This is a genomic window from Gemella haemolysans ATCC 10379, assembly GCF_000173915.1.
Classification (GTDB): domain Bacteria; phylum Bacillota; class Bacilli; order Staphylococcales; family Gemellaceae; genus Gemella; species Gemella haemolysans.
Genome location: NZ_ACDZ02000008.1, coordinates 101,121 through 119,912, shown reverse-complemented (window position 1 = coordinate 119,912; position 18,792 = coordinate 101,121). Strand labels below are relative to the sequence as shown.

Genomic DNA, 18,792 nt, shown 5'->3' with positions numbered 1-18,792 from the left:
AAGCTATGTGGGAGTATAGTGGGAATTTTACAGAAGAACAGAAAAGAGTACTACTTTCATTAGTGGCAATTGAGAAGGTTACTACGCTTAAATTACATAGGGTATTTAATGATTTAAATAGTATAGAGAAGATTTTGGATTTATCTGTACCAGAGTTAGCTGTATATTTTGGAAGTAATGCTGAGGAAATCTATACTAAACTTCATAATAATATGGAGTTTGATTTCGAGAGTTATTTTGAATTTTATAAAGTGAAATATATGTTTTGTGATGATGTTTATTATCCTAAGGAATTTTTTAGGGTTTATGATTATCCATACGTCATCTTTTATAGAGGTAATAAAGATCTACTGTTGTTTAGGAGGAAAATTTCTATAGTAGGTAGTAGAAACAATACCTCGTATTCGAAAGATGCTCTCGATTGTATAGTACCCTATTTATCGATGAATAATTTTGTGATAGTAAGTGGTCTTGCTACAGGTGTTGATAGTCTTGCTCATGAGGGGGCTTTAAAAAGTAAAGGATACACTATTGGTGTAATAGCTCATGGGCACAACATTATTTATCCGGAACAAAGTTACAAGCTCTATAAGGAGCTAGAACGAAACCATCTTATTATATCTGAGTATTTTCCAACTTCGCCTATAAGGAAATATAAGTTTTTAGAACGAAATAGGCTTGTTGCTGGTCTTTCTAGTGCTCTTTTGGTAACTGAGGCAGCGAAAAGGAGTGGTACACAGAGGACGGTGGATTTCGCCTTAGATGTAGGTTCTGATGTATTCTGCCTACCGGGGAAATTTGGCGATAAGATGAGTTATGCAATGAACGAATACATTAAAGAGGGGGCGATACTTGTAAATAAATTAGAGGATTTTGGTGATGAGTTAGGATTTTAGTATAGATATTTGAAAGGATGATTACTATGACAGATATCTTGTTTATTAATCCACTAGGTTGGGACAGATGCATTTGGACGAGAGTCTTAGAAAATATGCCAGACCAAACCTTTGATTTTATTGAATTTACCGAAGAGAGTTTTAAATCTATATCAAAAAAAGAAATTGAGCAGGTGCTATTAAATAAAATGACACAAGTAAAAAGAGGAGGTTACATCGTAACTGCTTCTTATGGTACTGTCGTTTTACTTAACGGTTTAGAGATTTTTAGTGAATACCTTGATGGAGTTAATTTAATCATCATCGAGGGCTTAGAACCTATACCTCCTGAATCGGTGTTAAAAACATATTTTGAACCAGAGATAAAGTTCACTAGTAAAGAAGAATATCTATCAAAGACACTTAGTGTAGAAGAGATGAGGGATGAGTTTTTAGTGGAGTTAGTTCTTAAGAAACTCATAAAAGAAGGTAGTGAATATATGGTAAGGCCGAACTCGCAAACAGAGTATGATTATTTATCTTTGTATGCGGGGGTAGATAATTTAGAACTATTAAAAAGAAGTAGGGCTGTGTTTAATAAAGTTTCAGTTTTTTCTTATTTCAAGTTAATAGGAATGAATTATACGCAAATAGAGGAGTCGGATCATCTTCTTATGGTAACTAAACCAAAGATGATCTTGGATATATTATTAGGGAAATAGAAAATTATGATAAATTTTATAATGGAAAATTCGATAATGTGTAAGAGGAGCACATTATTGTTGCGATATAAAATAATTATATAAAACAAGTAGTTAATTGAATTATTATTAACTACTTGTTATTATATCTATATATAATATTTAATAAGGAGGAAATAAGGTATTGAGAAAAATATTAGTTTATATGCTGGGATTACTAAGTATTAGCGGTATTATTTTTTCATGTATTTATTTTTTAACAGCATCTGATAAAGAAGGAGGAATATTAAAGAAAGATAGTGACTCAAGTGTAAAAACTGCACGAGTAGTAGCTAATGGAGATATTCTTATTCACGATGCTTTGTATTATACTGCTAAAAAGGAAGATGGAAGTTATGATTTTAATCCGTTTTTTGAATATGTTAAATCGTGGATAGAAGGAGCTGACCTGGCGATAGGTGATTTCGAAGGTACTATTAGCGATCGTTCTCCGTTAGGAGGGTATCCGTTGTTTAATGCTCCTGTGCAAATTGCAGACACTATGAAAGATGTAGGGTATGATGTTGTCGATTTAGCTCATAATCATATACTAGATACAGGTTTATATGGATTGAAATATACGGATAAGGTCTTTAAAGAAAGAGGCTTAGAAACTGTTGGAGTTCATACAGATAAAAATCGTTCAGAAGATAAAATTCTTATAAAAGAAGTTAATGGAATCAAAATAGCAATACTAGCCTATGCGTATGGCTATAATGGAATGGATGCAAACCTTACAATGCAGGAAAGAAACAATCATTTATCGGATCTTGATGAGGAGAAGATGAAAGAAGAGATAGAGAGGGCTGAGAAGGAAGCTGATGTTACAGTAGTAATGCCTCAAATGGGGGTAGAGTATAAGATGGAACCTACAGAAGAACAGAAAGTCCTTTATCACAAAATGATTGAATGGGGTGCTGATGTAGTATTTGGAGGACATCCTCATGTTATAGAACCTGCTGAGACTGTGGAAAAAGATGGAGATAAGAAATTTATTATATATTCTATGGGTAATTTTGTTTCTAATCAACGTATGGAAAGAATGGAGAATAAGTGGCCTGAGAGAGGTTTACTGATGGATGTTACATTTGAAAAAACAAACGATAAAACAACTGTTAAAACTGTAAAAGCTCATCCAACACTAGTTTATTCTAAACTTAACGGTAGAGATATAAATGGAATTCCATTATATGACTATAAAATTATGGTGTTAGAGGATTTTATCGAAGGTGGAAAATATCGAAATAAGCTAGATGGGGATATGAAAGATAAAGTGGATACTTCATATAAAGAAATAATGGAACTTGTTGATTTAAAATGGTAATTAATAGTAATTTGAATGTATAATAAAACTCTAAAGTTTTAATGAGCTCTTTTATTTGATAATAATTCTCAAGTGTAGTAAAATAATCAAGTTAATTACGTATAGAAGGAGAAGATAAGTGAGAAACTTTTTTAATGCACTATTAGGTAAGAAAAGTCTAGATTTTTTTGAAGTGATAAAAGGAAGAAAATCAGTTAAGTATTTCGATACTGATGTTAAAATTAAACGTGAAGAAATTATAGAGATGTTAGATGAAGCGAATATTGCTCCTTCATCTTGTAACCTTCAACCTTGGAGGTATATCGTTGTGGATACTCCTGAAGGAAAAGAGAAGTTAGGCAGTGCTAACTACAATAAAATTCAAAATGAAACTTCTGCTGCGATGATTATCGTACTAGGTGATTTAAACTACTATAATAAGTTTGATGAGATATATGGTGAGGCTGTAGAAAAAGGTTATATGACTCAAGAAGTTAAAGATGGCTTTGAAAAAGGTATGGTTCCTCAATTAGAAAAAATCCCGGTTGATAAAAATAGAGAAGGTGTTTATTTTGACTGTGGATTATGGACGATGCAATTTACTAATATAGCTTATGCTAAAGGGTATGACACTAATATTATTGGTGGATTTATGAGAGATAAAGTTGCTGAATTATTTGAGTTAGAGGAAAACTTAGTGCCTGTGATGTTAATTGCACTAGGTAAAAAAGAAAAAGATGGAAGACCGTCTGTAAGAGTTAAAGCTGAAAAACTAGTAAGATTTGAATAATATAATGGTACTTTTGCTATAATATCGAAAATATAAATAGGAGCAACTAGGTGGAATTGAAGTTTCAGTTTCAAAGTTGCTCTTTATTTCGTCCAAATAATTTTGAATTTTAGTAAATGCATTATAAAATAGTAAATATATGTTTAAAATAGAAAAAAGGAGAAATAAAGTGAAAAAATTAGAGGCGGTAATATTTGATTTTGATGGAACGATAGTAGATACAGAAAAAGTTTACTATGAAAACATGCGCGACTTAACTGAAGAAGTATTGGGTCAAAAATTAGATAAGATGGACTACATAAAAAATGTTTCAGGAACAAATGAAGAAACAAGTAAGAGATACTATAATGAAAGATATGGAATGTCTAGTGAGGATTATGACAAGTTTGAAGCGGAAATTACTAAGCGTATTCTAGATAATTATCATAATGCGTCTGTATTGCCAGGCATTGCGGAACTTATGGAATATCTGCATACTCATGGGATAAAAATGGCAGTAGCTTCAAATGGAAAAAGAGAACATATAGAAACTGGGCTACAAAGAAAAGGTTTTGAGAAATATATTTCTGTTATTGCAACAAAAGCGGAAGTAAGTAATCCAAAACCTGCTCCAGATATTTATTTGTTAGCTGCTGAGAAGTTAGGTGTGGATATAAATAATTCTATAGCTATAGAGGATTCACGCCCAGGTGCCTTAGGAGCAGTAGCATCGGGAGCAACACTAATTTTACAAACAAATGATATTACGAAACATATGGATTTTTCTGGTGTAAACTATAGATTTAAAGATGTAGATTTAGTTAAAACAGTTAAAGAAATTGTCGAGAATAAATAGTGTACAAAAATTATTCAGAAGAGTATAATAAACTTATTAAGAGAAATCTTAAAATCAAATGTACAAAGGGAGACTGTTATGTATACGTCTAATTTAAAAATTAAAGAAGGTTTTACTTCATATGCAACAACACCGCTTGGTGGAGAATATAAAATGTTTATAGAAGAAAGTAAAGATGGTCCAATGGATCTATTTGCTACAGCATACAATGGATGCGTTAGTATGTGTGCAAAAGGATATTTCTTCAGAGCATACGAATTAGTAGATTTAGTAATTGAAACTGAATTGGTGGTAGATTATGATAATAGAAAAATTGTAGTTAATGTTCATGTGGATAGAACAGAGGAACAACTAGCAGCAGGAGATAGACAAGGTGTTCTAGACAATATTAAACTACGTTGTAAAGTATCTCATTTATTATCATCTGATTTAGATATTCAATACAATATTTTACCGTTAAAATAAAATAAGATTTTAAAAGAACTTAGTGTTTGAAAACTCTAAGTTCTTTTAAATTTTAAGATGAAAATAAAATTTCTCTTCTATATAATATAGTCTATATTGGTTAAAAATAAAAGCATAAAAATATAGAAAACATATTCATAAAATTTTTTGAAATTTTTTCTTCAAAACTCTTGCATTATATGCTTTAACCATGTATAATAATAAATGTTGGTCTTGAAAAAGACTTGCGTTGAAGCGAAAGGTTACTGACACGCCCGGCCGCTTTGCCATGGCATGGCGTGCTGGAGAACTTTCGTGGAGAAGTCGCTACTAGATAGCGGCGAATAAATGTATAGGAGGAGAAATGATGGCAAAACAAAAAATTCGTATTCGTCTTAAAGGATATGATCACAGATTAGTAGATCAAAGTGCAGAGAAAATTGTTGAAACTGCAAAACGTTCTGGAGCAAAAGTTTCTGGACCAATTCCATTGCCAACGGAAAAAGCAGTATACACAATCTTACGTTCAGTTCACATTTACAAAGATAGCCGTGAACAATTCGAACAACGTACACACAAACGCCTAATCGATATTATTGAACCAACACAAAAAACAGTTGACGCTTTAATCAGCTTAAACTTACCATCAGGTGTTGACATCGAATTAAAATTATAATTATAGGAGGTGACTTTCGATGACCAAAGGTATCTTAGGAAGAAAAGTAGGTATGACTCAAATCTTCGCTGAAAATGGAGAATTAATCCCAGTAACAGTAGTTGAAGCGAAAGGTAACGTCGTATTACAAAAGAAAACAGAAGAAGTTGAAGGATACAACGCAATCCAATTAGGATTCGACGATAAACGTCCTTACGATAAAGAACGTAAAGACCGTTTAGTAAAAGTTGCGAACAAACCTGAACAAGGTCACGCAGATAAAGCTAACACTGCTCCAAAACGTTTCGTACGCGAAATCAGAGATGCAGAAGTTGCTAATTATGAAGTAGGTCAAGAAGTCCAAGTTGATATTTTTGCAGCAGGGGACTTAGTTGACGTAACAGGAGTAAGTAAAGGTAAAGGATTCCAAGGGGCAATCAAGCGTCATGGACAAAGCCGCGGACCAATGGCTCACGGTTCTCGTTACCACCGTCGTCCTGGGTCAATGGGACCTGTAGCACCTAACCGTGTATTCAAAGGTAAAGCATTACCAGGTCAAATGGGTGGAGTTACAGTTACTACTCAAAACTTAGAAATCGTAAGCGTAGATGTAGAAAATGGATTAATCCTAGTTAAAGGATGTATTCCAGGATCTAAGAAAAGCTTCGTAAAAATCCAATCAGCAGTTAAATCTGGTAAATAATCGGAAAATATACGGAAGGAGGAAATTAGATAATGCCACAATTAGATTTATTTAAACAAGACGGTACTAAAGTTGGTGCAGTTGAAGCTAATGAAGCAGTATTCGGAATTGAACCAAATCAACACGTTTTATTCCAAGCTGTAACTTTACAAAGAGCATCACTTCGTCAAGGTACACACAAAACAAAAGGACGTTCTGAAGTTTCAGGTGGTGGTCGCAAACCATGGCGTCAAAAAGGAACAGGTCGTGCTCGTCAAGGATCTATCCGTTCACCACAATGGCGTGGAGGTGGAATCGTATTCGGACCTACACCACGTAGCTACAGCTTCAAAATGCCTCGTAAAATGCGTCGTTTAGCATTACGTTCTGCTTTATCTTCTAAAGTAGCAGCTAACGAAGTATTTGCATTAGAAAGCTTATCATTTGATACAATTAAAACTAAAAACTTTAAAGAAATGTTATCAAACCTTAGCCTAGAGAAAAAAGTATTATTCGTAGTTACTGAACTAGAAGAAAATACTGTTTTATCAGGAAGAAATATTCCAGGAGTTGAATTCGTAGAAACAACTGGTCTTAACGTATTAGACATCTTAAGAAGCAACAAAGTTGTATTTACTAAAGATGCAGTAGAAAAAGTTGGGGAGGTATTAGCATAATGGAAGCACGCGATATTATCAAACGCCCAGTACTAACTGAAAAAAGTTATTTATTAATGCAAGAAAATAAATACACTTTCCTAGTAGACACACGCGCTCACAAAACTCAAATTAAACAAGCTATCGAAGAAATCTTCGGAGTTAAAGTTGAGAAAGTAAACGTAATGAACTACAAACCAAAATTCCGTCGTGTTGGAAGATACGGTGGTTACACTAACAAACGTAGAAAAGCAATCGTTAAGTTAGCAGAAGGACAAACAATCGAAGGATTATTCGCTTAAGAATAACAAATACCATTAAGGAGGAAAAATGACAAATGGCAATTAAAGTATATAAAGCTATAACTAACGGTCGTCGTAACATGACATCATTAGATTTCGCGGAAATTACAACTAACAAACCAGAAAAGTCATTATTAGCGCCGCTACCGAAAAAAGCGGGAAGAAATAACCAAGGTAAAATCACTGTTCGTCACCACGGTGGAGGACACAAGAAACAATACCGTATTATTGACTTCAAGAGAAATAAAGACAACGTACCAGCAAAAGTTGCTACTATCGAGTACGATCCAAACCGTTCAGCGAACATCGCTCTATTACACTATGTAGATGGAGAAAAAAGATACATCATCGCTCCTAAAGAACTTAAAGTAGGACAAATCTTAGTATCTGGTGAAACTGCTGATATTAAAGTTGGTAATGCATTACCACTAGCAAACATCCCTGTAGGGACATTAATTCACAACATCGAACTTAAACCTGGTAAAGGTGGACAATTAGTACGTTCTGCTGGAGCAAGTGCTCAAGTACTTGGTAAAGAAGGTAAATACGTATTAGTACGTCTTAAATCAGGAGAAGTAAGAATGATCTTAGCAACTTGCCGTGCTACAATCGGTGAAGTTGGTAACGAACAACACGGACTAGTAAATATCGGTAAAGCTGGTAGAACTCGTTGGTTAGGTAAAAGACCAACTGTACGTGGATCTGTTATGAACCCGAACGATCACCCACACGGTGGTGGTGAAGGACGTACTTCAATCGGACGTAAATCACCTATGTCACCATGGGGTAAACCTACTCTTGGTAAGAAAACTCGTTCTAAAAAAGCTCGTTCAAACAAATTTATCGTACGTGCTAGAACTAAATAATAAATTTAAACAAAGGTTAGTTGGTGAGGAGCAAGTGCTCTTTACCAAACCCTTAAGTATGCAAAGTATCGGAAAGGAGATAACACAATGGCTCGTAGTTTAAAAAAAGGACCATTCGCTGATCACCACTTATTAGCAAAAGTTGAAAAAATGAACGAACAAGAAAAGAAACAAGTAATTAAAACTTGGTCTCGTCGTTCAACAATCTTCCCAACATTCATAGGACTTACTTTTGCAGTATATGACGGAAGAAAACATGTACCTGTATATGTGACTGAAGATATGGTAGGACACAAATTAGGTGAGTTTGCACCAACAAGAACTTACAAAGGTCACGTTGCAGACGACAGAAAAACAAGAAGATAATTTAGAAATTAGTAAAATCAAGGAGGCACATTCATGGAGTCAAAAGCAATCGCTAAGACAGTCCGCATCGCTCCTCGTAAAGTAAGACTAGTATTAGACTTAGTACGTGGAAAAAAAGTGGGCGAAGCATTAGGAATTTTAGAATTCACAACTAAATCAGCTTCTTTACCAGTAGCTAAAGTTATTAAATCAGCTGCTGCTAACGCTGAACACAACTATGGAATGAATGTAGAAGACTTAGTAGTATCACAAGCATTTGCAAATGAAGGACCAACTCTTAAAAGATTCCGTCCAAGAGCAAAAGGTGCTGCAAGTTCAATTAACAAAAGAACAAGTCACATCACTATCGTTTTAAGTGACAACAAATAATAAAAATTAAGAAATTATAAAAGCTAAACTAGTTAAAGGAGGCTACAAACTGTGGGTCAAAAAGTACATCCAATAGGCTTACGTGTTGGAGTTATTCGTGATTGGGATTCAAAATGGTATGCGGAAAAAGATTTCGCTGCTAACTTACACGAAGATTTCAAAATCCGTGAGTTCATCAGTAAACAATTAAAAGACGCTTCAGTTTCTAAAGTAGAAATTGAAAGATTTGATAAGAAAGTAAACATTTCAGTACACACTGGTAAACCAGGTATGGTTATCGGTAAAGGTGGTTCTGAAATCGATAAATTAAGATTAGAATTAAACAAATTAACTGGAAAAAGAGTACACATTAATGTAGTTGAAATCAAAAAAGTTGATATCGACGCTAAATTAGTAGCTGAGAACATTGCTCGTCAATTAGAAGCTCGTGTATCATTCCGTCGTGCTCAAAAACAAGCTATCCAAAGAGCTATGAGAGCAGGAGCTAAAGGAATTAAAACTCAAGTATCAGGACGTCTTGGTGGAGCAGATATCGCTCGTGCAGAACACTACTCAGAAGGTTCAGTGCCACTACACACATTAAGAGCAGACATCGACTACGCTCACGAAGAAGCAGATACAACTTATGGTAAACTTGGAGTTAAAGTTTGGATTAACCGTGGTGAAGTATTACCAACTAGAAAATCTGAAAAAGGAGGTAACTAATTTATGTTAATGCCTAAACGTGTTAAATATCGTCGTCAACACAGACAATCAACAAAAGGTAAATCTAAAGGCGGAAACGTAGTAGATTTCGGTGAATTTGGATTACAAGCTACTACTGCAGCAAGAGTTACTTCTCGTCAAATAGAAGCTGCTCGTATAGCGATGACTCGTTATATGAAACGTGGTGGTAAAGTTTGGATTAAAATCTTCCCTCACATGCCTTACACTAAAAAACCATTAGAAGTACGTATGGGATCTGGTAAAGGTGCAGTAGAAGGATGGGTTGCAATCGTTAAACCAGGTAGAGTGATGTTCGAAGTTGCTGGAGTAAGTGAAGAAGTTGCACGTGAAGCTCTAAGACTTGCATCTCACAAGTTACCTGTTAAATGTAAATTTGTAAAACGTGAAGAAACAGGTGGTGAAGCATAATGAAAACAAATGAATTCAAATCAATGATTAGAGAATTAACTTCACAAGAGTTAGAAACAAAAATCAAAGAATTAAAAGAAGAGCTTTTCAACTTACGCTTCCAATTGGCAACTGGTCAATTAGAAAATACAGCTCGTATTAGTCAAGTTAGAAAATCAATCGCTCGTATGAAAACTGTTATTCGCGAAAGAGAATTAGCGAATAAATAATATAGGAGGCAAACATGACTGAGAGAAATGATAGAAAAGTTTACGTTGGAAAAGTAGTTTCTGATAAAATGGACAAAACAATCACAGTTTTAGTAGAAACTTACAAAAAACACCCTCTATACGGTAAACGTGTTAAATATTCTAAAAAATTCAAAGCACATGATGAAAACAATGTTGCTAAATTAAATGATATCGTTAAAATAATGGAAACTCGTCCATTATCTGCAACTAAAAACTTCCGTTTAGTAGAAGTAGTAGAAGAAGCAGTTATAATCTAATAAAACTAGGATAAACCCTAAGAAGGAGGCAAAAAGCGCATGATTCAACAAGAAACACGCTTAAAAGTGGCTGATAACTCAGGAGCAAAAGAAGTTTTAACAATCAAAGTTCTAGGTGGTTCAGGACGTAAAGTTGCTAACATTGGTGACGTAATTGTATGTTCTGTTAAAAAAGCAACACCAGGTGGAGTTGTTAAAAAAGGTGAAGTAGTTAAAGCCGTAATCGTTCGTACAAAAACAGGAGCTCGTCGTAACGACGGTTCATATATTAAATTTGATGAAAATGCTTGTGTAATTATCCGTGATGATAAGAGCCCACGTGGTACACGTATTTTCGGACCAGTTGCTCGTGAATTAAGAGACGGTAACTACATGAAAATCGTATCACTAGCTCCAGAAGTATTATAATATAAAAAGTACAGTAAAGAAGGAGGTTAACAAGAAATGTTCATTAAAAAAGGTGATAAAGTTGTAGTAATTACTGGTAAAGACAAAGGTAAAGTTGGTACAGTAATCGAAGCTCAACCTAAAAAAGATCGTGTTGTTGTAGAAGGTGTTAACATCATCAAAAAACACGTTAAGAATTCTCAAGATGCACCTCAAGGTGGAATCGTTGAAAAAGAAGCAGCAATTCACGTATCAAACGTAATGTTACAAGATCCTGAAACTGGAAAAGCGACAAGAGTACGTTTCGAAACAAAAGATGGTAAGAAAGTACGTATCGCAGTAAAATCAGGAAAAGAAATATAATAATAGTTGAAGAAAGGAGGCACTATTTTAGATGGCTCGTTTAGAAGATAAATTTAAATCTGAGATAACAAAAGAATTAATGACAAAATTTGAGTACAGCAGTGTTATGCAAGTACCAAAAATTGAAAAAATCGTAATTAACATGGGTGTAGGTGATGCTGTGCAAAACTCTAAAGCCCTAGACAACGCAGTAGCAGAATTAGCTTTAATTTCTGGTCAAAAACCATTAGTAACAAGAGCTAAAAAATCAATCGCTACTTACAGACTTCGTGAAGGTATGCCTATCGGGGCTAAAGTTACTTTACGTGGAGAAAGAATGTATGAATTCTTCGATAAATTAGTAACTGTAGCACTTCCACGTGTACGTGACTTCCACGGTGTTTCTAAAAAAGCATTCGATGGTCGTGGTAACTACACACTAGGTGTTAAAGAACAATTAATTTTCCCTGAAATTGATTACGATAAAGTAAGTAAAGTACGTGGTATGGACATCGTTATAGTAACAACAGCTAACACAGATGAAGAAGCTCGTGAGTTATTAACACAATGTGGAATGCCATTCGCAAAATAAGAAAGGTGAGGTAAAAGACACATGGCTAAAAAAGCAATGGTAGAGCGTGAATTAAAACGCCAAAAATTAGTTGACAAGTATGCAGCTAAAAGAGCGGAATTAAAAGCTAAAGGTGATTACATCGGACTTAGCAAACTTCCAAAAAACTCAGCTCCAGCTCGTTTACACAATCGTTGTAGCATAACTGGACGTCCTCACGGATACATTGGAAAATTTGGAATCAGCCGTATTAAATTCCGTGAATTAGCTTACAAAGGACAAATTCCTGGAGTTAAAAAAGCAAGTTGGTAATATATTAGTAGAAGAAAGGAGGATTTATCCTAATGACAATGACAGATCCTATCGCAGATATGCTAACACGTATTCGTAACGCTAACATGGTTAAACACGAAACATTAGAATTACCTGCGTCAAATATTAAAAAGCAAATTGCAGAAATCCTAAAACAAGAAGGATTCATTAAAGATGTAGAATACATCGAAGATAACAAGCAAGGAAAACTTAAACTTACTCTTAAATACTCAAAAGGTGAAAGAGTAATTAAAGGAATTAAAAGAATTTCAAAACCTGGTTTACGTGTATACGCTAAAGCAGATGAACTGCCAAGAGTATTAAACGGACTAGGAATAGCAATCATATCAACTTCAACTGGAGTTGTAACTGATAAAGTTGCTCGTAAAAATAACACAGGTGGAGAAGTATTAGCTTACATCTGGTAATATTATAAGGAGGTGCCAATTAAATGTCACGTATAGGTAATAAAGTTATTACAGTACCTGCAGGGGTTGAAGTTAACATCGTTGATAACTTCGCAACAGTTAAAGGACCTAAAGGTGAATTAAAACAACAATTTGATAAAGACATGACTTTCAACATTGAAGGAAGTGAAATCACAGTAGTACGTCCATCTGACTCTAAACGTCACCGTACAGTACACGGAACAACTCGTGCTATCTTAGCAAACATGGTTGAAGGTGTATCTGCTGGATTCAAAAAAGAACTTGAATTAATCGGGGTTGGATACCGTGCTCAAATGCAAGGTAAAAAATTAGTACTAAGTGTTGGATACTCTCACCCAGTTGAATTCGAAGAAATCGAAGGAATTACATTAGGTGTTGAAGGAAACACTAAAGTTAGTATCGAAGGTATTAACAAAGAAGTAGTAGGACAATACGCAGCTAAAGTTCGTGCAGTACGTCCTCCAGAACCTTATAAAGGTAAAGGTATTCGCTACGTTGGTGAATATGTTCGCCGTAAAGAAGGAAAAACTGGTAAATAATAGATAACAGAAAGGAGTGTTTCAAATATGATTACGAAACTTGACAAAAATAAAGTTCGTAAAAAAAGACACGCAAGAGTACGTGTTAAAGTTCAAGGGACTCCAGAAGTTCCACGTTTAAACGTATACCGTTCAAACACAAACATTTACGCACAAATTATTGATGACACTAAAGGTGTTACATTAGCACAAGCTTCTTCATTAAAACTTGAGAACGTTTCTAAATCAAGTGTAGAAGCAGCTAAAGAAGTTGGAAAATTAATCGCAGAAGTAGCTAAAACTAAAGGAATTGAAAAAGTTGTTTTCGACCGTGGAGGATACCTATATCACGGACGTGTTAAAGCATTAGCTGAAGCAGCACGTGAAAACGGACTTGTATTCTAATAAGGAGGGAAATAAGTAGATGCGTCAAGAAGAAATCAAAAAAGAATTTGAAGAACGCGTAGTTGCCATTCGCCGTGTAGCTAAAGTTGTTAAAGGTGGACGTCGTTTCCGTTTCTCTGCTTTAGTAGTAGTTGGTGACAAAAATGGTCGCGTAGGATTTGGTACAGGTAAAGCTCAAGAAGTACCAGATGCAATCAGAAAAGCAGTTGAAGCTGCTAAACATAACTTAATTACTGTACCAGTAGTTAATGGAACAATACCTCACGAAATCATCGGACAATTTGGAGCAGGTTCAGTATTAATCAAACCAGCTGCACCTGGTACAGGGGTTATCGCTGGTGGACCAGTTCGTGCCGTATTAGAATTATCAGGTATTTCAAATATCTTATCAAAATCTCTAGGTTCAAACACACCAGTAAACATGGTTCGTGCTACAATCGAAGGATTAACAAGATTACAAACAGTAGAACACGTAGCAGCTTTACGTGGTAAATCTGTGGAAGAATTATTAGGATAAGAGGAGGGAAAAGAACATGACATTAAAAGTAACCCTAACTCGTAGTACTATTGGTCGTCCAAAGAATCAAAGAAAAGTTGTTGAAGCTCTTGGTCTTAAAAAAATGCACCAAACAGTTGAACACAAAGATAACGCTGCGATTCGCGGAATGATCAACAAAGTTTCACACTTAGTAACAGTAGAAGAAAAATAAGAATTATTAATACAAGGAGGTGCTAGTCTAAATGAAATTACATGAATTACAACCAGTTGAAGGTTCTCGTAAAGAGCGTAACAGAGTAGGTCGTGGGATTGGATCAGGAAATGGTAAAACTTCAGGACGTGGTCAAAAAGGACAAAAAGCACGTAGTGGTGGTGGAGTTCGCCCAGGATTCGAAGGTGGACAAAACCCATTATTCAGACGTATTCCAAAACGTGGATTTAACAATGTAAACAGAAAAGAATTTGCAGTTGTAAATCTTGACGATCTAAATAAATTTGAAGATGGTACTGTAGTATCACCTGCTCTATTATTAGAAACTAAAGTTATTAAAAAAGAACTTTCAGGTGTTAAAGTATTAGCTAACGGTAAATTAGAGAAAAAATTAACTGTACAAGCTCACAAATTTTCATCTTCAGCAAAAGAAGCTATCGAAGCAGCTGGAGGAGTTTGCGAGGTGCTATAATATATGTTTAGTGCATCGCTAAATTTATTTAAAGTTAAAGAAACTCGTAACAAAATTTTATTTACCTTATTTGGTATATTCCTATTCCGTATCGGTTCTTACTTACCGATACCTGGAGTAGATGCAGATGTTCTTAAAAGTCAAGATGCATCTGGATTATTCGGAATATTCAATACATTTGCAGGAGGTGCTTTACAACAGTTCTCTGTATTCGCTATGGGTATTATGCCATACATTACAGCATCTATCGTAATTCAACTTATGCAAATGGATGTTATTCCTACATTAACTGAGTGGTCAAAACAAGGTGAAGTAGGTCAAAAGAAAACACAAAAATTAACAAGAGTCTTAGCAATTATCTTAGCGTTTATCCAATCGCTTATTATGTCTTATGGATTTAATAAAGCGTATCAAGGATTAATTAAAGATACATCTGTTATAGGATTCATTACAGTAGCTTTAGTTTTAACTGCTGGAACAGCGTTATTACTTTGGCTAGGGGATCAGATATCACAATATGGTGTTGGTAATGGTGTTTCTATCATTATCTTAGCGGGTATTATTGCTCGTTTACCAATGGAGTTCATTCAAATTTATGAATCTCAAATTAAAGATGCTGAAAACCTTACATTAGCAATTTTAAAAATTGTTATTGTAGCAATCATTGTTATAGGAATTGTTGCTGCTGTTGTTTACATGCAAGAAGCAATCCGTAAAATTCCTATTCAATACTCTCAAGCGAGAGCAGGTCGTAGAATGTTAGGAGCAAGATCAACTTACTTGCCTCTTAAAGTGAACAGTGCCGGGGTTATCCCAGTAATCTTCGCTATCGCATTCTTACAATTACCTAGAACTATTGCGATATTCGCACCTAATAACGAAAAGTTACAAAGAATTGTATCATATTTCGATTTCAGTCATGTTCTAGGATTAACATTATACGTAGTATTAATTATTGCGTTCTGTTACTTCTATGTAATGGTTCAAGTTAACCCAGAAAAAATGGCTGATAATTTAAGAAAACAAGGAAGTTTTGTTCCAGGGGTTAGACCAGGTAAAAAAACTGAACAATACATTACAGGTATTTTATACAGACTAACGTTTGTAGGTTCAATATTCCTAGCAGCTGTTTCGGTTCTTCCAACAATATTCACGAGCATTGCTAAATTACCAGCATCTGTACAAATTGGTGGTACAAGTTTAATAATTGTTGTCAGTGTTGCACTAGAGACAGTTAAACAACTTAATACTCAATTAACAGAGAAGAACTATAGAAGTTTTATTACAGGACGTAAAGGTGGTAAATAATTATGATGAATATTATTTTAATGGGATTACCAGGAGCGGGTAAAGGTACTCAAGCAGAGCAAATTAAAGCGAATTATCCAATTCCGCATATTTCTACTGGAGATATGTTTAGAGCTGCTATTAAAAATGAGACTCCGCTTGGAAAAGAAGCAAAAAGTTATATTGATAAAGGACAACTTGTTCCTGACAGTGTAACTATAGGATTAGTTGAAGAAAGATTGAATCAAGAAGATGCAAAAGAAGGCTTTTTACTTGACGGTTTTCCAAGAACAGTAGAACAAGCTGAAGCCCTTGATCAAATTTTAGCAAAAACTAATAGAAAAATCGATAAAGTACTAAATATCGATGTAGATCCAGCTATTCTGTTACCTCGTTTAACAGGTAGAAGAATCTGTAAACAATGTGGAAACACTTATCACTTACTTTTCAATCCTACAAAAGTTGAAGGTGTTTGTGATAATGATGGTGGTGAACTTTACCAAAGAAGTGATGACAACGAAGAAACAGTTGGTAATCGCTTAGAAGTTAACATCAAACAAACAAAACCTCTTTTAGACTTCTATAGTCAAAAAGAAGGTGTAGTTGAAAATGTTAATGGTGACCAAGACATCAAAGTAGTTTTCCAAGACGTACAAAATATATTAGACAAACTGAAATAGTCAGGGAGGAAAAGTATGGCAAAAGATGTCATTGAAGTAGAAGGTTTAGTAGTAGAAAACTTGCCGAATGCAATGTTTAAAGTAGAATTAGAAAATGGTCATATTATTTTAGCTCATGTTTCTGGAAAAATCAGAATGAATTATATAAGAATTTTACCAGGTGATAAAGTTACAGTAGAAATGAGTCCGTATGACCTGACAAAAGGTAGAATAACTTATAGATTCAAGTAAGTTATAAACTCAAGGAGGAAATAACGATGAAAGTAAGACCATCAGTAAAAAAAATCTGTGACAAATGTAAAGTAATTCGTCGTGGTGGTAAAGTATTAGTGATTTGCGAAAACGCAAAACATAAACAAAAACAAGGATAATTAATTAGGAGGTGCAAACTTAATGGCACGTATAGCAGGAGTAGATATTCCACGTGAGAAACGCGTTGTTATATCTCTAACTTATGTATATGGTATAGGTTTAAAAACTTCTCAAAAAATCTTAAAAGAAGCTGGAGTTTCTGAAGATGTGAGAGTTAAAGACTTAACAGAAGATCAACTAGATAAAATTCGTGAAATCGTAGATAACTACAAAACAGAAGGTGACTTACGTCGTGAAGTTTCATTAAACATCAAACGTCTAATGGAAATCGGATGTTACAGAGGAATTCGTCACCGTCGTGGACTTCCAGTAAGAGGGCAAAACACTAAGAACAACTCTCGTACTCGTAAAGGTCCTAAGAAAACAGTTGCGAACAAGAAAAAATAATTAGGATAGGAGGAGAAACACAACTATGGCTCGTAAACAACAATCACGTAAACGTCGTGTGAAAAAAAATATACAAAATGGTGTTGCACACATTCGTTCTACATTCAACAACTCAATCGTAACAATTACAGATGAACATGGTAATGCAGTATCATGGTCAAGTGCAGGAGCACTAGGATTCAAAGGTTCTAGAAAATCTACTCCATTCGCAGCACAAATGGCAAGTGAAGCAGCAGCTAAACAAGCTATGGAACACGGAATGAAATATGTAGATGTAACAGTTAAAGGTCCAGGTGCAGGACGTGAAGCAGCTATTCGTGCATTACAATCTGCTGGATTAGAAGTTACATCAATCAAAGACGTAACTCCAGTTCCTCACAATGGATGTCGCCCACCTAAACGTCGTCGTGTATAATAATAACATAGACAAAATTTAGGAGGTTTAACATAATGTTAGCAATAGAAAAACCAAAAATTCAAATCATTGAAGAATCATCAGATAAAAGATTTGGTCGCTTTGTAGTTGAACCACTTGAACGTGGATATGGAACTACATTAGGTAATTCATTGAGAAGAATGTTAATCTCATCATTACCAGGAGCAGCAGCAAGAAGCATCGATATTGAAGGAGTTCAACACGAATTCCAAGCAATTAAAGGTGTTGTAGAAGATGTTACTGAAATCATTATGAACGTTAAAAACATCGCGTTTGTAGTTCATTCTGAGGAAGAAAAACAAGTATCAATCAGTGTTAAAGGTCCTGCAGTTGTTACAGCAGCAGACATCGCTATCGATTCTGATATCGAAGTAGTAAATACTGATCAACACATTGCAACAGTATCTGAAGGTGGACAATTTGAAATGATTATTTACGTTGGAAAAGGACGTGGATTTGTACCAGCTGATGGGAACAAAAAACGTGACTTACCAATTGGAGTTATTCCAATCGATTCAATTTATACACCAGTATCAAAAGTTAACTATACAGTAGAAAAAACTAGGGTAGGACAAAGCACTGACTTTGATAAACTTATCTTAGACGTAACTACTAATGGTTCAATTACAGCTAACGACGCTTTAGCATTAGCATCTAAAATTCTAATTTCGCACTTAGAATTATTCATGGAAATGTCTGAAGAAGCAAAAGCTGCTGAAATATTGGTAGCTAAAGAAGAAGATAATAAAGTTCAAATGTTAGAAATGACAATTGAAGAATTAGACTTATCAGTACGTAGTTACAACTGCTTAAAACGTGCAGGAATTAACACAGTACAAGAATTAGCTAACAAAACAGAACAAGAAATGATTAAAGTAAGAAACTTAGGTCGTAAATCTCTAGAAGAAGTTAAAATTAAACTTCAAGAGTTAGAACTAGGATTCAAAGAAGAATAATACT

General features: G+C 34.7%; 34 protein-coding genes. All 34 read left to right on the top strand.

The window, feature by feature from the left end; genetic code table 11:
- Window positions 1-5: 5 nt before the first annotated feature.
- The 34 genes from dprA (at window position 6) to GEMHA0001_RS02880 (ending at window position 18,788) form a co-directional block, all read left to right on the top strand.
- A complete protein-coding gene (gene dprA / locus GEMHA0001_RS03045; protein ID WP_003144385.1) occupies window positions 6-896 on the top strand; it encodes a DNA-processing protein DprA in 891 nt (296 codons plus the stop codon).
- A gap of 26 nt (window positions 897-922) precedes the next feature.
- Window positions 923-1,597 carry a hypothetical protein gene (locus tag GEMHA0001_RS03040; protein WP_003144227.1) on the top strand — a complete coding sequence of 225 codons (675 nt, stop codon included), beginning with the start codon at window positions 923-925 and terminating at the stop codon, window positions 1,595-1,597.
- A gap of 163 nt (window positions 1,598-1,760) precedes the next feature.
- Window positions 1,761-2,939, top strand: coding sequence for a CapA family protein (locus tag GEMHA0001_RS03035; RefSeq protein ID WP_003144135.1), 1,179 nt, complete (start codon window positions 1,761-1,763; stop codon window positions 2,937-2,939).
- 118 nt (window positions 2,940-3,057) lie between these two features.
- A complete protein-coding gene (locus GEMHA0001_RS03030) occupies window positions 3,058-3,708 on the top strand; it encodes a nitroreductase family protein (RefSeq protein WP_003144296.1) in 651 nt (216 codons plus the stop codon).
- 169 nt (window positions 3,709-3,877) lie between these two features.
- On the top strand, window positions 3,878-4,543 hold the full coding sequence (locus tag GEMHA0001_RS03025) for an HAD family hydrolase (RefSeq protein WP_003144148.1): 666 nt from the start codon (window positions 3,878-3,880) through the stop codon (window positions 4,541-4,543).
- 78 nt (window positions 4,544-4,621) lie between these two features.
- Entirely contained in the window at window positions 4,622-5,008 is a 387-nt protein-coding gene (locus GEMHA0001_RS03020) for an OsmC family protein (protein ID WP_003144409.1), read from the top strand.
- A gap of 346 nt (window positions 5,009-5,354) precedes the next feature.
- A complete protein-coding gene (gene rpsJ / locus GEMHA0001_RS03015) occupies window positions 5,355-5,663 on the top strand; it encodes a 30S ribosomal protein S10 (RefSeq protein ID WP_003147624.1) in 309 nt (102 codons plus the stop codon).
- Window positions 5,664-5,682: 19 nt separating this feature from the next.
- A complete protein-coding gene (gene rplC, locus GEMHA0001_RS03010) occupies window positions 5,683-6,345 on the top strand; it encodes a 50S ribosomal protein L3 (RefSeq protein WP_003144195.1) in 663 nt (220 codons plus the stop codon).
- Between the two features lie 32 nt (window positions 6,346-6,377).
- On the top strand, window positions 6,378-7,001 hold the full coding sequence (gene rplD, locus GEMHA0001_RS03005) for a 50S ribosomal protein L4 (protein ID WP_003144388.1): 624 nt from the start codon (window positions 6,378-6,380) through the stop codon (window positions 6,999-7,001).
- Window positions 7,001-7,282, top strand: coding sequence for a 50S ribosomal protein L23 (gene rplW / locus GEMHA0001_RS03000; protein WP_003144216.1), 282 nt, complete (start codon window positions 7,001-7,003; stop codon window positions 7,280-7,282). Before rplD ends, rplW begins: the two co-directional genes overlap by 1 nt.
- 35 nt (window positions 7,283-7,317) lie before the next feature.
- On the top strand, window positions 7,318-8,148 hold the full coding sequence (rplB, locus tag GEMHA0001_RS02995) for a 50S ribosomal protein L2 (protein WP_003144367.1): 831 nt from the start codon (window positions 7,318-7,320) through the stop codon (window positions 8,146-8,148).
- A gap of 87 nt (window positions 8,149-8,235) precedes the next feature.
- On the top strand, window positions 8,236-8,514 hold the full coding sequence (gene rpsS / locus GEMHA0001_RS02990; protein WP_003144310.1) for a 30S ribosomal protein S19: 279 nt from the start codon (window positions 8,236-8,238) through the stop codon (window positions 8,512-8,514).
- 33 nt (window positions 8,515-8,547) lie between these two features.
- Window positions 8,548-8,883 carry a 50S ribosomal protein L22 gene (rplV, locus tag GEMHA0001_RS02985; protein WP_003144105.1) on the top strand — a complete coding sequence of 112 codons (336 nt, stop codon included), beginning with the start codon at window positions 8,548-8,550 and terminating at the stop codon, window positions 8,881-8,883.
- A 51-nt stretch (window positions 8,884-8,934) separates the two neighbouring features.
- On the top strand, window positions 8,935-9,588 hold the full coding sequence (gene rpsC, locus GEMHA0001_RS02980; RefSeq protein ID WP_003144348.1) for a 30S ribosomal protein S3: 654 nt from the start codon (window positions 8,935-8,937) through the stop codon (window positions 9,586-9,588).
- Window positions 9,589-9,591: 3 nt separating this feature from the next.
- A complete protein-coding gene (gene rplP, locus GEMHA0001_RS02975) occupies window positions 9,592-10,017 on the top strand; it encodes a 50S ribosomal protein L16 (RefSeq protein WP_003144099.1) in 426 nt (141 codons plus the stop codon).
- Window positions 10,017-10,226, top strand: coding sequence for a 50S ribosomal protein L29 (gene rpmC, locus GEMHA0001_RS02970; protein ID WP_003144404.1), 210 nt, complete (start codon window positions 10,017-10,019; stop codon window positions 10,224-10,226). Before rplP ends, rpmC begins: the two co-directional genes overlap by 1 nt.
- A 14-nt stretch (window positions 10,227-10,240) precedes the next feature.
- Window positions 10,241-10,504, top strand: coding sequence for a 30S ribosomal protein S17 (gene rpsQ, locus GEMHA0001_RS02965; RefSeq protein WP_003144356.1), 264 nt, complete (start codon window positions 10,241-10,243; stop codon window positions 10,502-10,504).
- A gap of 39 nt (window positions 10,505-10,543) precedes the next feature.
- On the top strand, window positions 10,544-10,912 hold the full coding sequence (rplN, locus tag GEMHA0001_RS02960; RefSeq protein WP_003144098.1) for a 50S ribosomal protein L14: 369 nt from the start codon (window positions 10,544-10,546) through the stop codon (window positions 10,910-10,912).
- A gap of 36 nt (window positions 10,913-10,948) precedes the next feature.
- On the top strand, window positions 10,949-11,254 hold the full coding sequence (rplX, locus tag GEMHA0001_RS02955) for a 50S ribosomal protein L24 (protein ID WP_003144415.1): 306 nt from the start codon (window positions 10,949-10,951) through the stop codon (window positions 11,252-11,254).
- A 31-nt stretch (window positions 11,255-11,285) separates the two neighbouring features.
- Window positions 11,286-11,825 (top strand): 50S ribosomal protein L5, encoded by a 540-nt coding sequence (gene rplE, locus GEMHA0001_RS02950; RefSeq protein WP_003144426.1) that lies wholly within the window; start codon window positions 11,286-11,288, stop codon window positions 11,823-11,825.
- 21 nt (window positions 11,826-11,846) lie between these two features.
- The gene (rpsN, locus tag GEMHA0001_RS02945; RefSeq protein WP_003144337.1) at window positions 11,847-12,116 is read left to right on the top strand and encodes a 30S ribosomal protein S14; all 270 of its coding nucleotides are present in this window, start codon (window positions 11,847-11,849) and stop codon (window positions 12,114-12,116) included.
- Between the two features lie 32 nt (window positions 12,117-12,148).
- Entirely contained in the window at window positions 12,149-12,544 is a 396-nt protein-coding gene (rpsH, locus tag GEMHA0001_RS02940) for a 30S ribosomal protein S8 (RefSeq protein WP_003144084.1), read from the top strand.
- A 23-nt stretch (window positions 12,545-12,567) separates the two neighbouring features.
- Window positions 12,568-13,104, top strand: a complete 537-nt coding sequence (rplF, locus tag GEMHA0001_RS02935) for a 50S ribosomal protein L6 (protein WP_003144256.1) — start codon at window positions 12,568-12,570, stop codon at window positions 13,102-13,104.
- Between the two features lie 27 nt (window positions 13,105-13,131).
- Window positions 13,132-13,488: a 50S ribosomal protein L18 gene (gene rplR, locus GEMHA0001_RS02930; RefSeq protein ID WP_003144424.1), complete on the top strand. Its 357-nt coding sequence runs from the start codon at window positions 13,132-13,134 to the stop codon at window positions 13,486-13,488.
- A 19-nt stretch (window positions 13,489-13,507) separates the two neighbouring features.
- Window positions 13,508-14,005: a 30S ribosomal protein S5 gene (gene rpsE / locus GEMHA0001_RS02925; RefSeq protein ID WP_003144191.1), complete on the top strand. Its 498-nt coding sequence runs from the start codon at window positions 13,508-13,510 to the stop codon at window positions 14,003-14,005.
- Between the two features lie 16 nt (window positions 14,006-14,021).
- Entirely contained in the window at window positions 14,022-14,198 is a 177-nt protein-coding gene (gene rpmD / locus GEMHA0001_RS02920; protein ID WP_003144406.1) for a 50S ribosomal protein L30, read from the top strand.
- 31 nt (window positions 14,199-14,229) lie between these two features.
- Window positions 14,230-14,670 carry a 50S ribosomal protein L15 gene (rplO, locus tag GEMHA0001_RS02915; protein WP_003144255.1) on the top strand — a complete coding sequence of 147 codons (441 nt, stop codon included), beginning with the start codon at window positions 14,230-14,232 and terminating at the stop codon, window positions 14,668-14,670.
- Window positions 14,671-14,673: 3 nt separating this feature from the next.
- Window positions 14,674-15,978 carry a preprotein translocase subunit SecY gene (gene secY, locus GEMHA0001_RS02910; RefSeq protein WP_003144402.1) on the top strand — a complete coding sequence of 435 codons (1,305 nt, stop codon included), beginning with the start codon at window positions 14,674-14,676 and terminating at the stop codon, window positions 15,976-15,978.
- 5 nt (window positions 15,979-15,983) lie between these two features.
- Complete coding sequence (locus tag GEMHA0001_RS02905) at window positions 15,984-16,637, top strand: adenylate kinase (RefSeq protein WP_040464342.1); 654 nt, start codon at window positions 15,984-15,986, stop codon at window positions 16,635-16,637.
- Window positions 16,638-16,652: 15 nt separating this feature from the next.
- Window positions 16,653-16,868, top strand: coding sequence for a translation initiation factor IF-1 (infA, locus tag GEMHA0001_RS08920; protein ID WP_003144387.1), 216 nt, complete (start codon window positions 16,653-16,655; stop codon window positions 16,866-16,868).
- A gap of 26 nt (window positions 16,869-16,894) precedes the next feature.
- Complete coding sequence (gene rpmJ / locus GEMHA0001_RS02895) at window positions 16,895-17,008, top strand: 50S ribosomal protein L36 (RefSeq protein WP_003144208.1); 114 nt, start codon at window positions 16,895-16,897, stop codon at window positions 17,006-17,008.
- A 22-nt stretch (window positions 17,009-17,030) separates the two neighbouring features.
- On the top strand, window positions 17,031-17,396 hold the full coding sequence (rpsM, locus tag GEMHA0001_RS02890; RefSeq protein ID WP_003144419.1) for a 30S ribosomal protein S13: 366 nt from the start codon (window positions 17,031-17,033) through the stop codon (window positions 17,394-17,396).
- A 25-nt stretch (window positions 17,397-17,421) separates the two neighbouring features.
- Window positions 17,422-17,811: a 30S ribosomal protein S11 gene (gene rpsK, locus GEMHA0001_RS02885; RefSeq protein WP_003144405.1), complete on the top strand. Its 390-nt coding sequence runs from the start codon at window positions 17,422-17,424 to the stop codon at window positions 17,809-17,811.
- Window positions 17,812-17,846: 35 nt separating this feature from the next.
- Entirely contained in the window at window positions 17,847-18,788 is a 942-nt protein-coding gene (locus GEMHA0001_RS02880; protein WP_003144079.1) for a DNA-directed RNA polymerase subunit alpha, read from the top strand.
- Window positions 18,789-18,792 lie beyond the last annotated feature (4 nt).

Coding starts and splice junctions, on each gene's coding strand:
- rpmJ (WP_003144208.1), top strand. CDS start 16,895: ATGAAAGTAAGACCATCAGTAAAAAAAATCTGTGACAAATGTAAAGTA.
- rpsS (WP_003144310.1), top strand. CDS start 8,236: ATGGCTCGTAGTTTAAAAAAAGGACCATTCGCTGATCACCACTTATTA.
- rplF (WP_003144256.1), top strand. CDS start 12,568: ATGTCACGTATAGGTAATAAAGTTATTACAGTACCTGCAGGGGTTGAA.
- rplV (WP_003144105.1), top strand. CDS start 8,548: ATGGAGTCAAAAGCAATCGCTAAGACAGTCCGCATCGCTCCTCGTAAA.
- rplP (WP_003144099.1), top strand. CDS start 9,592: ATGTTAATGCCTAAACGTGTTAAATATCGTCGTCAACACAGACAATCA.
- rpsM (WP_003144419.1), top strand. CDS start 17,031: ATGGCACGTATAGCAGGAGTAGATATTCCACGTGAGAAACGCGTTGTT.
- rpmD (WP_003144406.1), top strand. CDS start 14,022: ATGACATTAAAAGTAACCCTAACTCGTAGTACTATTGGTCGTCCAAAG.
- rplR (WP_003144424.1), top strand. CDS start 13,132: ATGATTACGAAACTTGACAAAAATAAAGTTCGTAAAAAAAGACACGCA.
- GEMHA0001_RS03020 (WP_003144409.1), top strand. CDS start 4,622: ATGTATACGTCTAATTTAAAAATTAAAGAAGGTTTTACTTCATATGCA.
- dprA (WP_003144385.1), top strand. CDS start 6: ATGTGGGAGTATAGTGGGAATTTTACAGAAGAACAGAAAAGAGTACTA.
- rplW (WP_003144216.1), top strand. CDS start 7,001: ATGGAAGCACGCGATATTATCAAACGCCCAGTACTAACTGAAAAAAGT.
- GEMHA0001_RS02905 (WP_040464342.1), top strand. CDS start 15,984: ATGAATATTATTTTAATGGGATTACCAGGAGCGGGTAAAGGTACTCAA.
- rplB (WP_003144367.1), top strand. CDS start 7,318: ATGGCAATTAAAGTATATAAAGCTATAACTAACGGTCGTCGTAACATG.
- infA (WP_003144387.1), top strand. CDS start 16,653: ATGGCAAAAGATGTCATTGAAGTAGAAGGTTTAGTAGTAGAAAACTTG.
- rplX (WP_003144415.1), top strand. CDS start 10,949: ATGTTCATTAAAAAAGGTGATAAAGTTGTAGTAATTACTGGTAAAGAC.
- rplE (WP_003144426.1), top strand. CDS start 11,286: ATGGCTCGTTTAGAAGATAAATTTAAATCTGAGATAACAAAAGAATTA.
- secY (WP_003144402.1), top strand. CDS start 14,674: ATGTTTAGTGCATCGCTAAATTTATTTAAAGTTAAAGAAACTCGTAAC.
- rpsH (WP_003144084.1), top strand. CDS start 12,149: ATGACAATGACAGATCCTATCGCAGATATGCTAACACGTATTCGTAAC.
- rpsN (WP_003144337.1), top strand. CDS start 11,847: ATGGCTAAAAAAGCAATGGTAGAGCGTGAATTAAAACGCCAAAAATTA.
- GEMHA0001_RS03040 (WP_003144227.1), top strand. CDS start 923: ATGACAGATATCTTGTTTATTAATCCACTAGGTTGGGACAGATGCATT.
- GEMHA0001_RS02880 (WP_003144079.1), top strand. CDS start 17,847: ATGTTAGCAATAGAAAAACCAAAAATTCAAATCATTGAAGAATCATCA.
- rpsE (WP_003144191.1), top strand. CDS start 13,508: ATGCGTCAAGAAGAAATCAAAAAAGAATTTGAAGAACGCGTAGTTGCC.
- rplC (WP_003144195.1), top strand. CDS start 5,683: ATGACCAAAGGTATCTTAGGAAGAAAAGTAGGTATGACTCAAATCTTC.
- rpsJ (WP_003147624.1), top strand. CDS start 5,355: ATGGCAAAACAAAAAATTCGTATTCGTCTTAAAGGATATGATCACAGA.
- rplN (WP_003144098.1), top strand. CDS start 10,544: ATGATTCAACAAGAAACACGCTTAAAAGTGGCTGATAACTCAGGAGCA.
- rpsK (WP_003144405.1), top strand. CDS start 17,422: ATGGCTCGTAAACAACAATCACGTAAACGTCGTGTGAAAAAAAATATA.
- rplO (WP_003144255.1), top strand. CDS start 14,230: ATGAAATTACATGAATTACAACCAGTTGAAGGTTCTCGTAAAGAGCGT.
- rpmC (WP_003144404.1), top strand. CDS start 10,017: ATGAAAACAAATGAATTCAAATCAATGATTAGAGAATTAACTTCACAA.
- rplD (WP_003144388.1), top strand. CDS start 6,378: ATGCCACAATTAGATTTATTTAAACAAGACGGTACTAAAGTTGGTGCA.
- rpsQ (WP_003144356.1), top strand. CDS start 10,241: ATGACTGAGAGAAATGATAGAAAAGTTTACGTTGGAAAAGTAGTTTCT.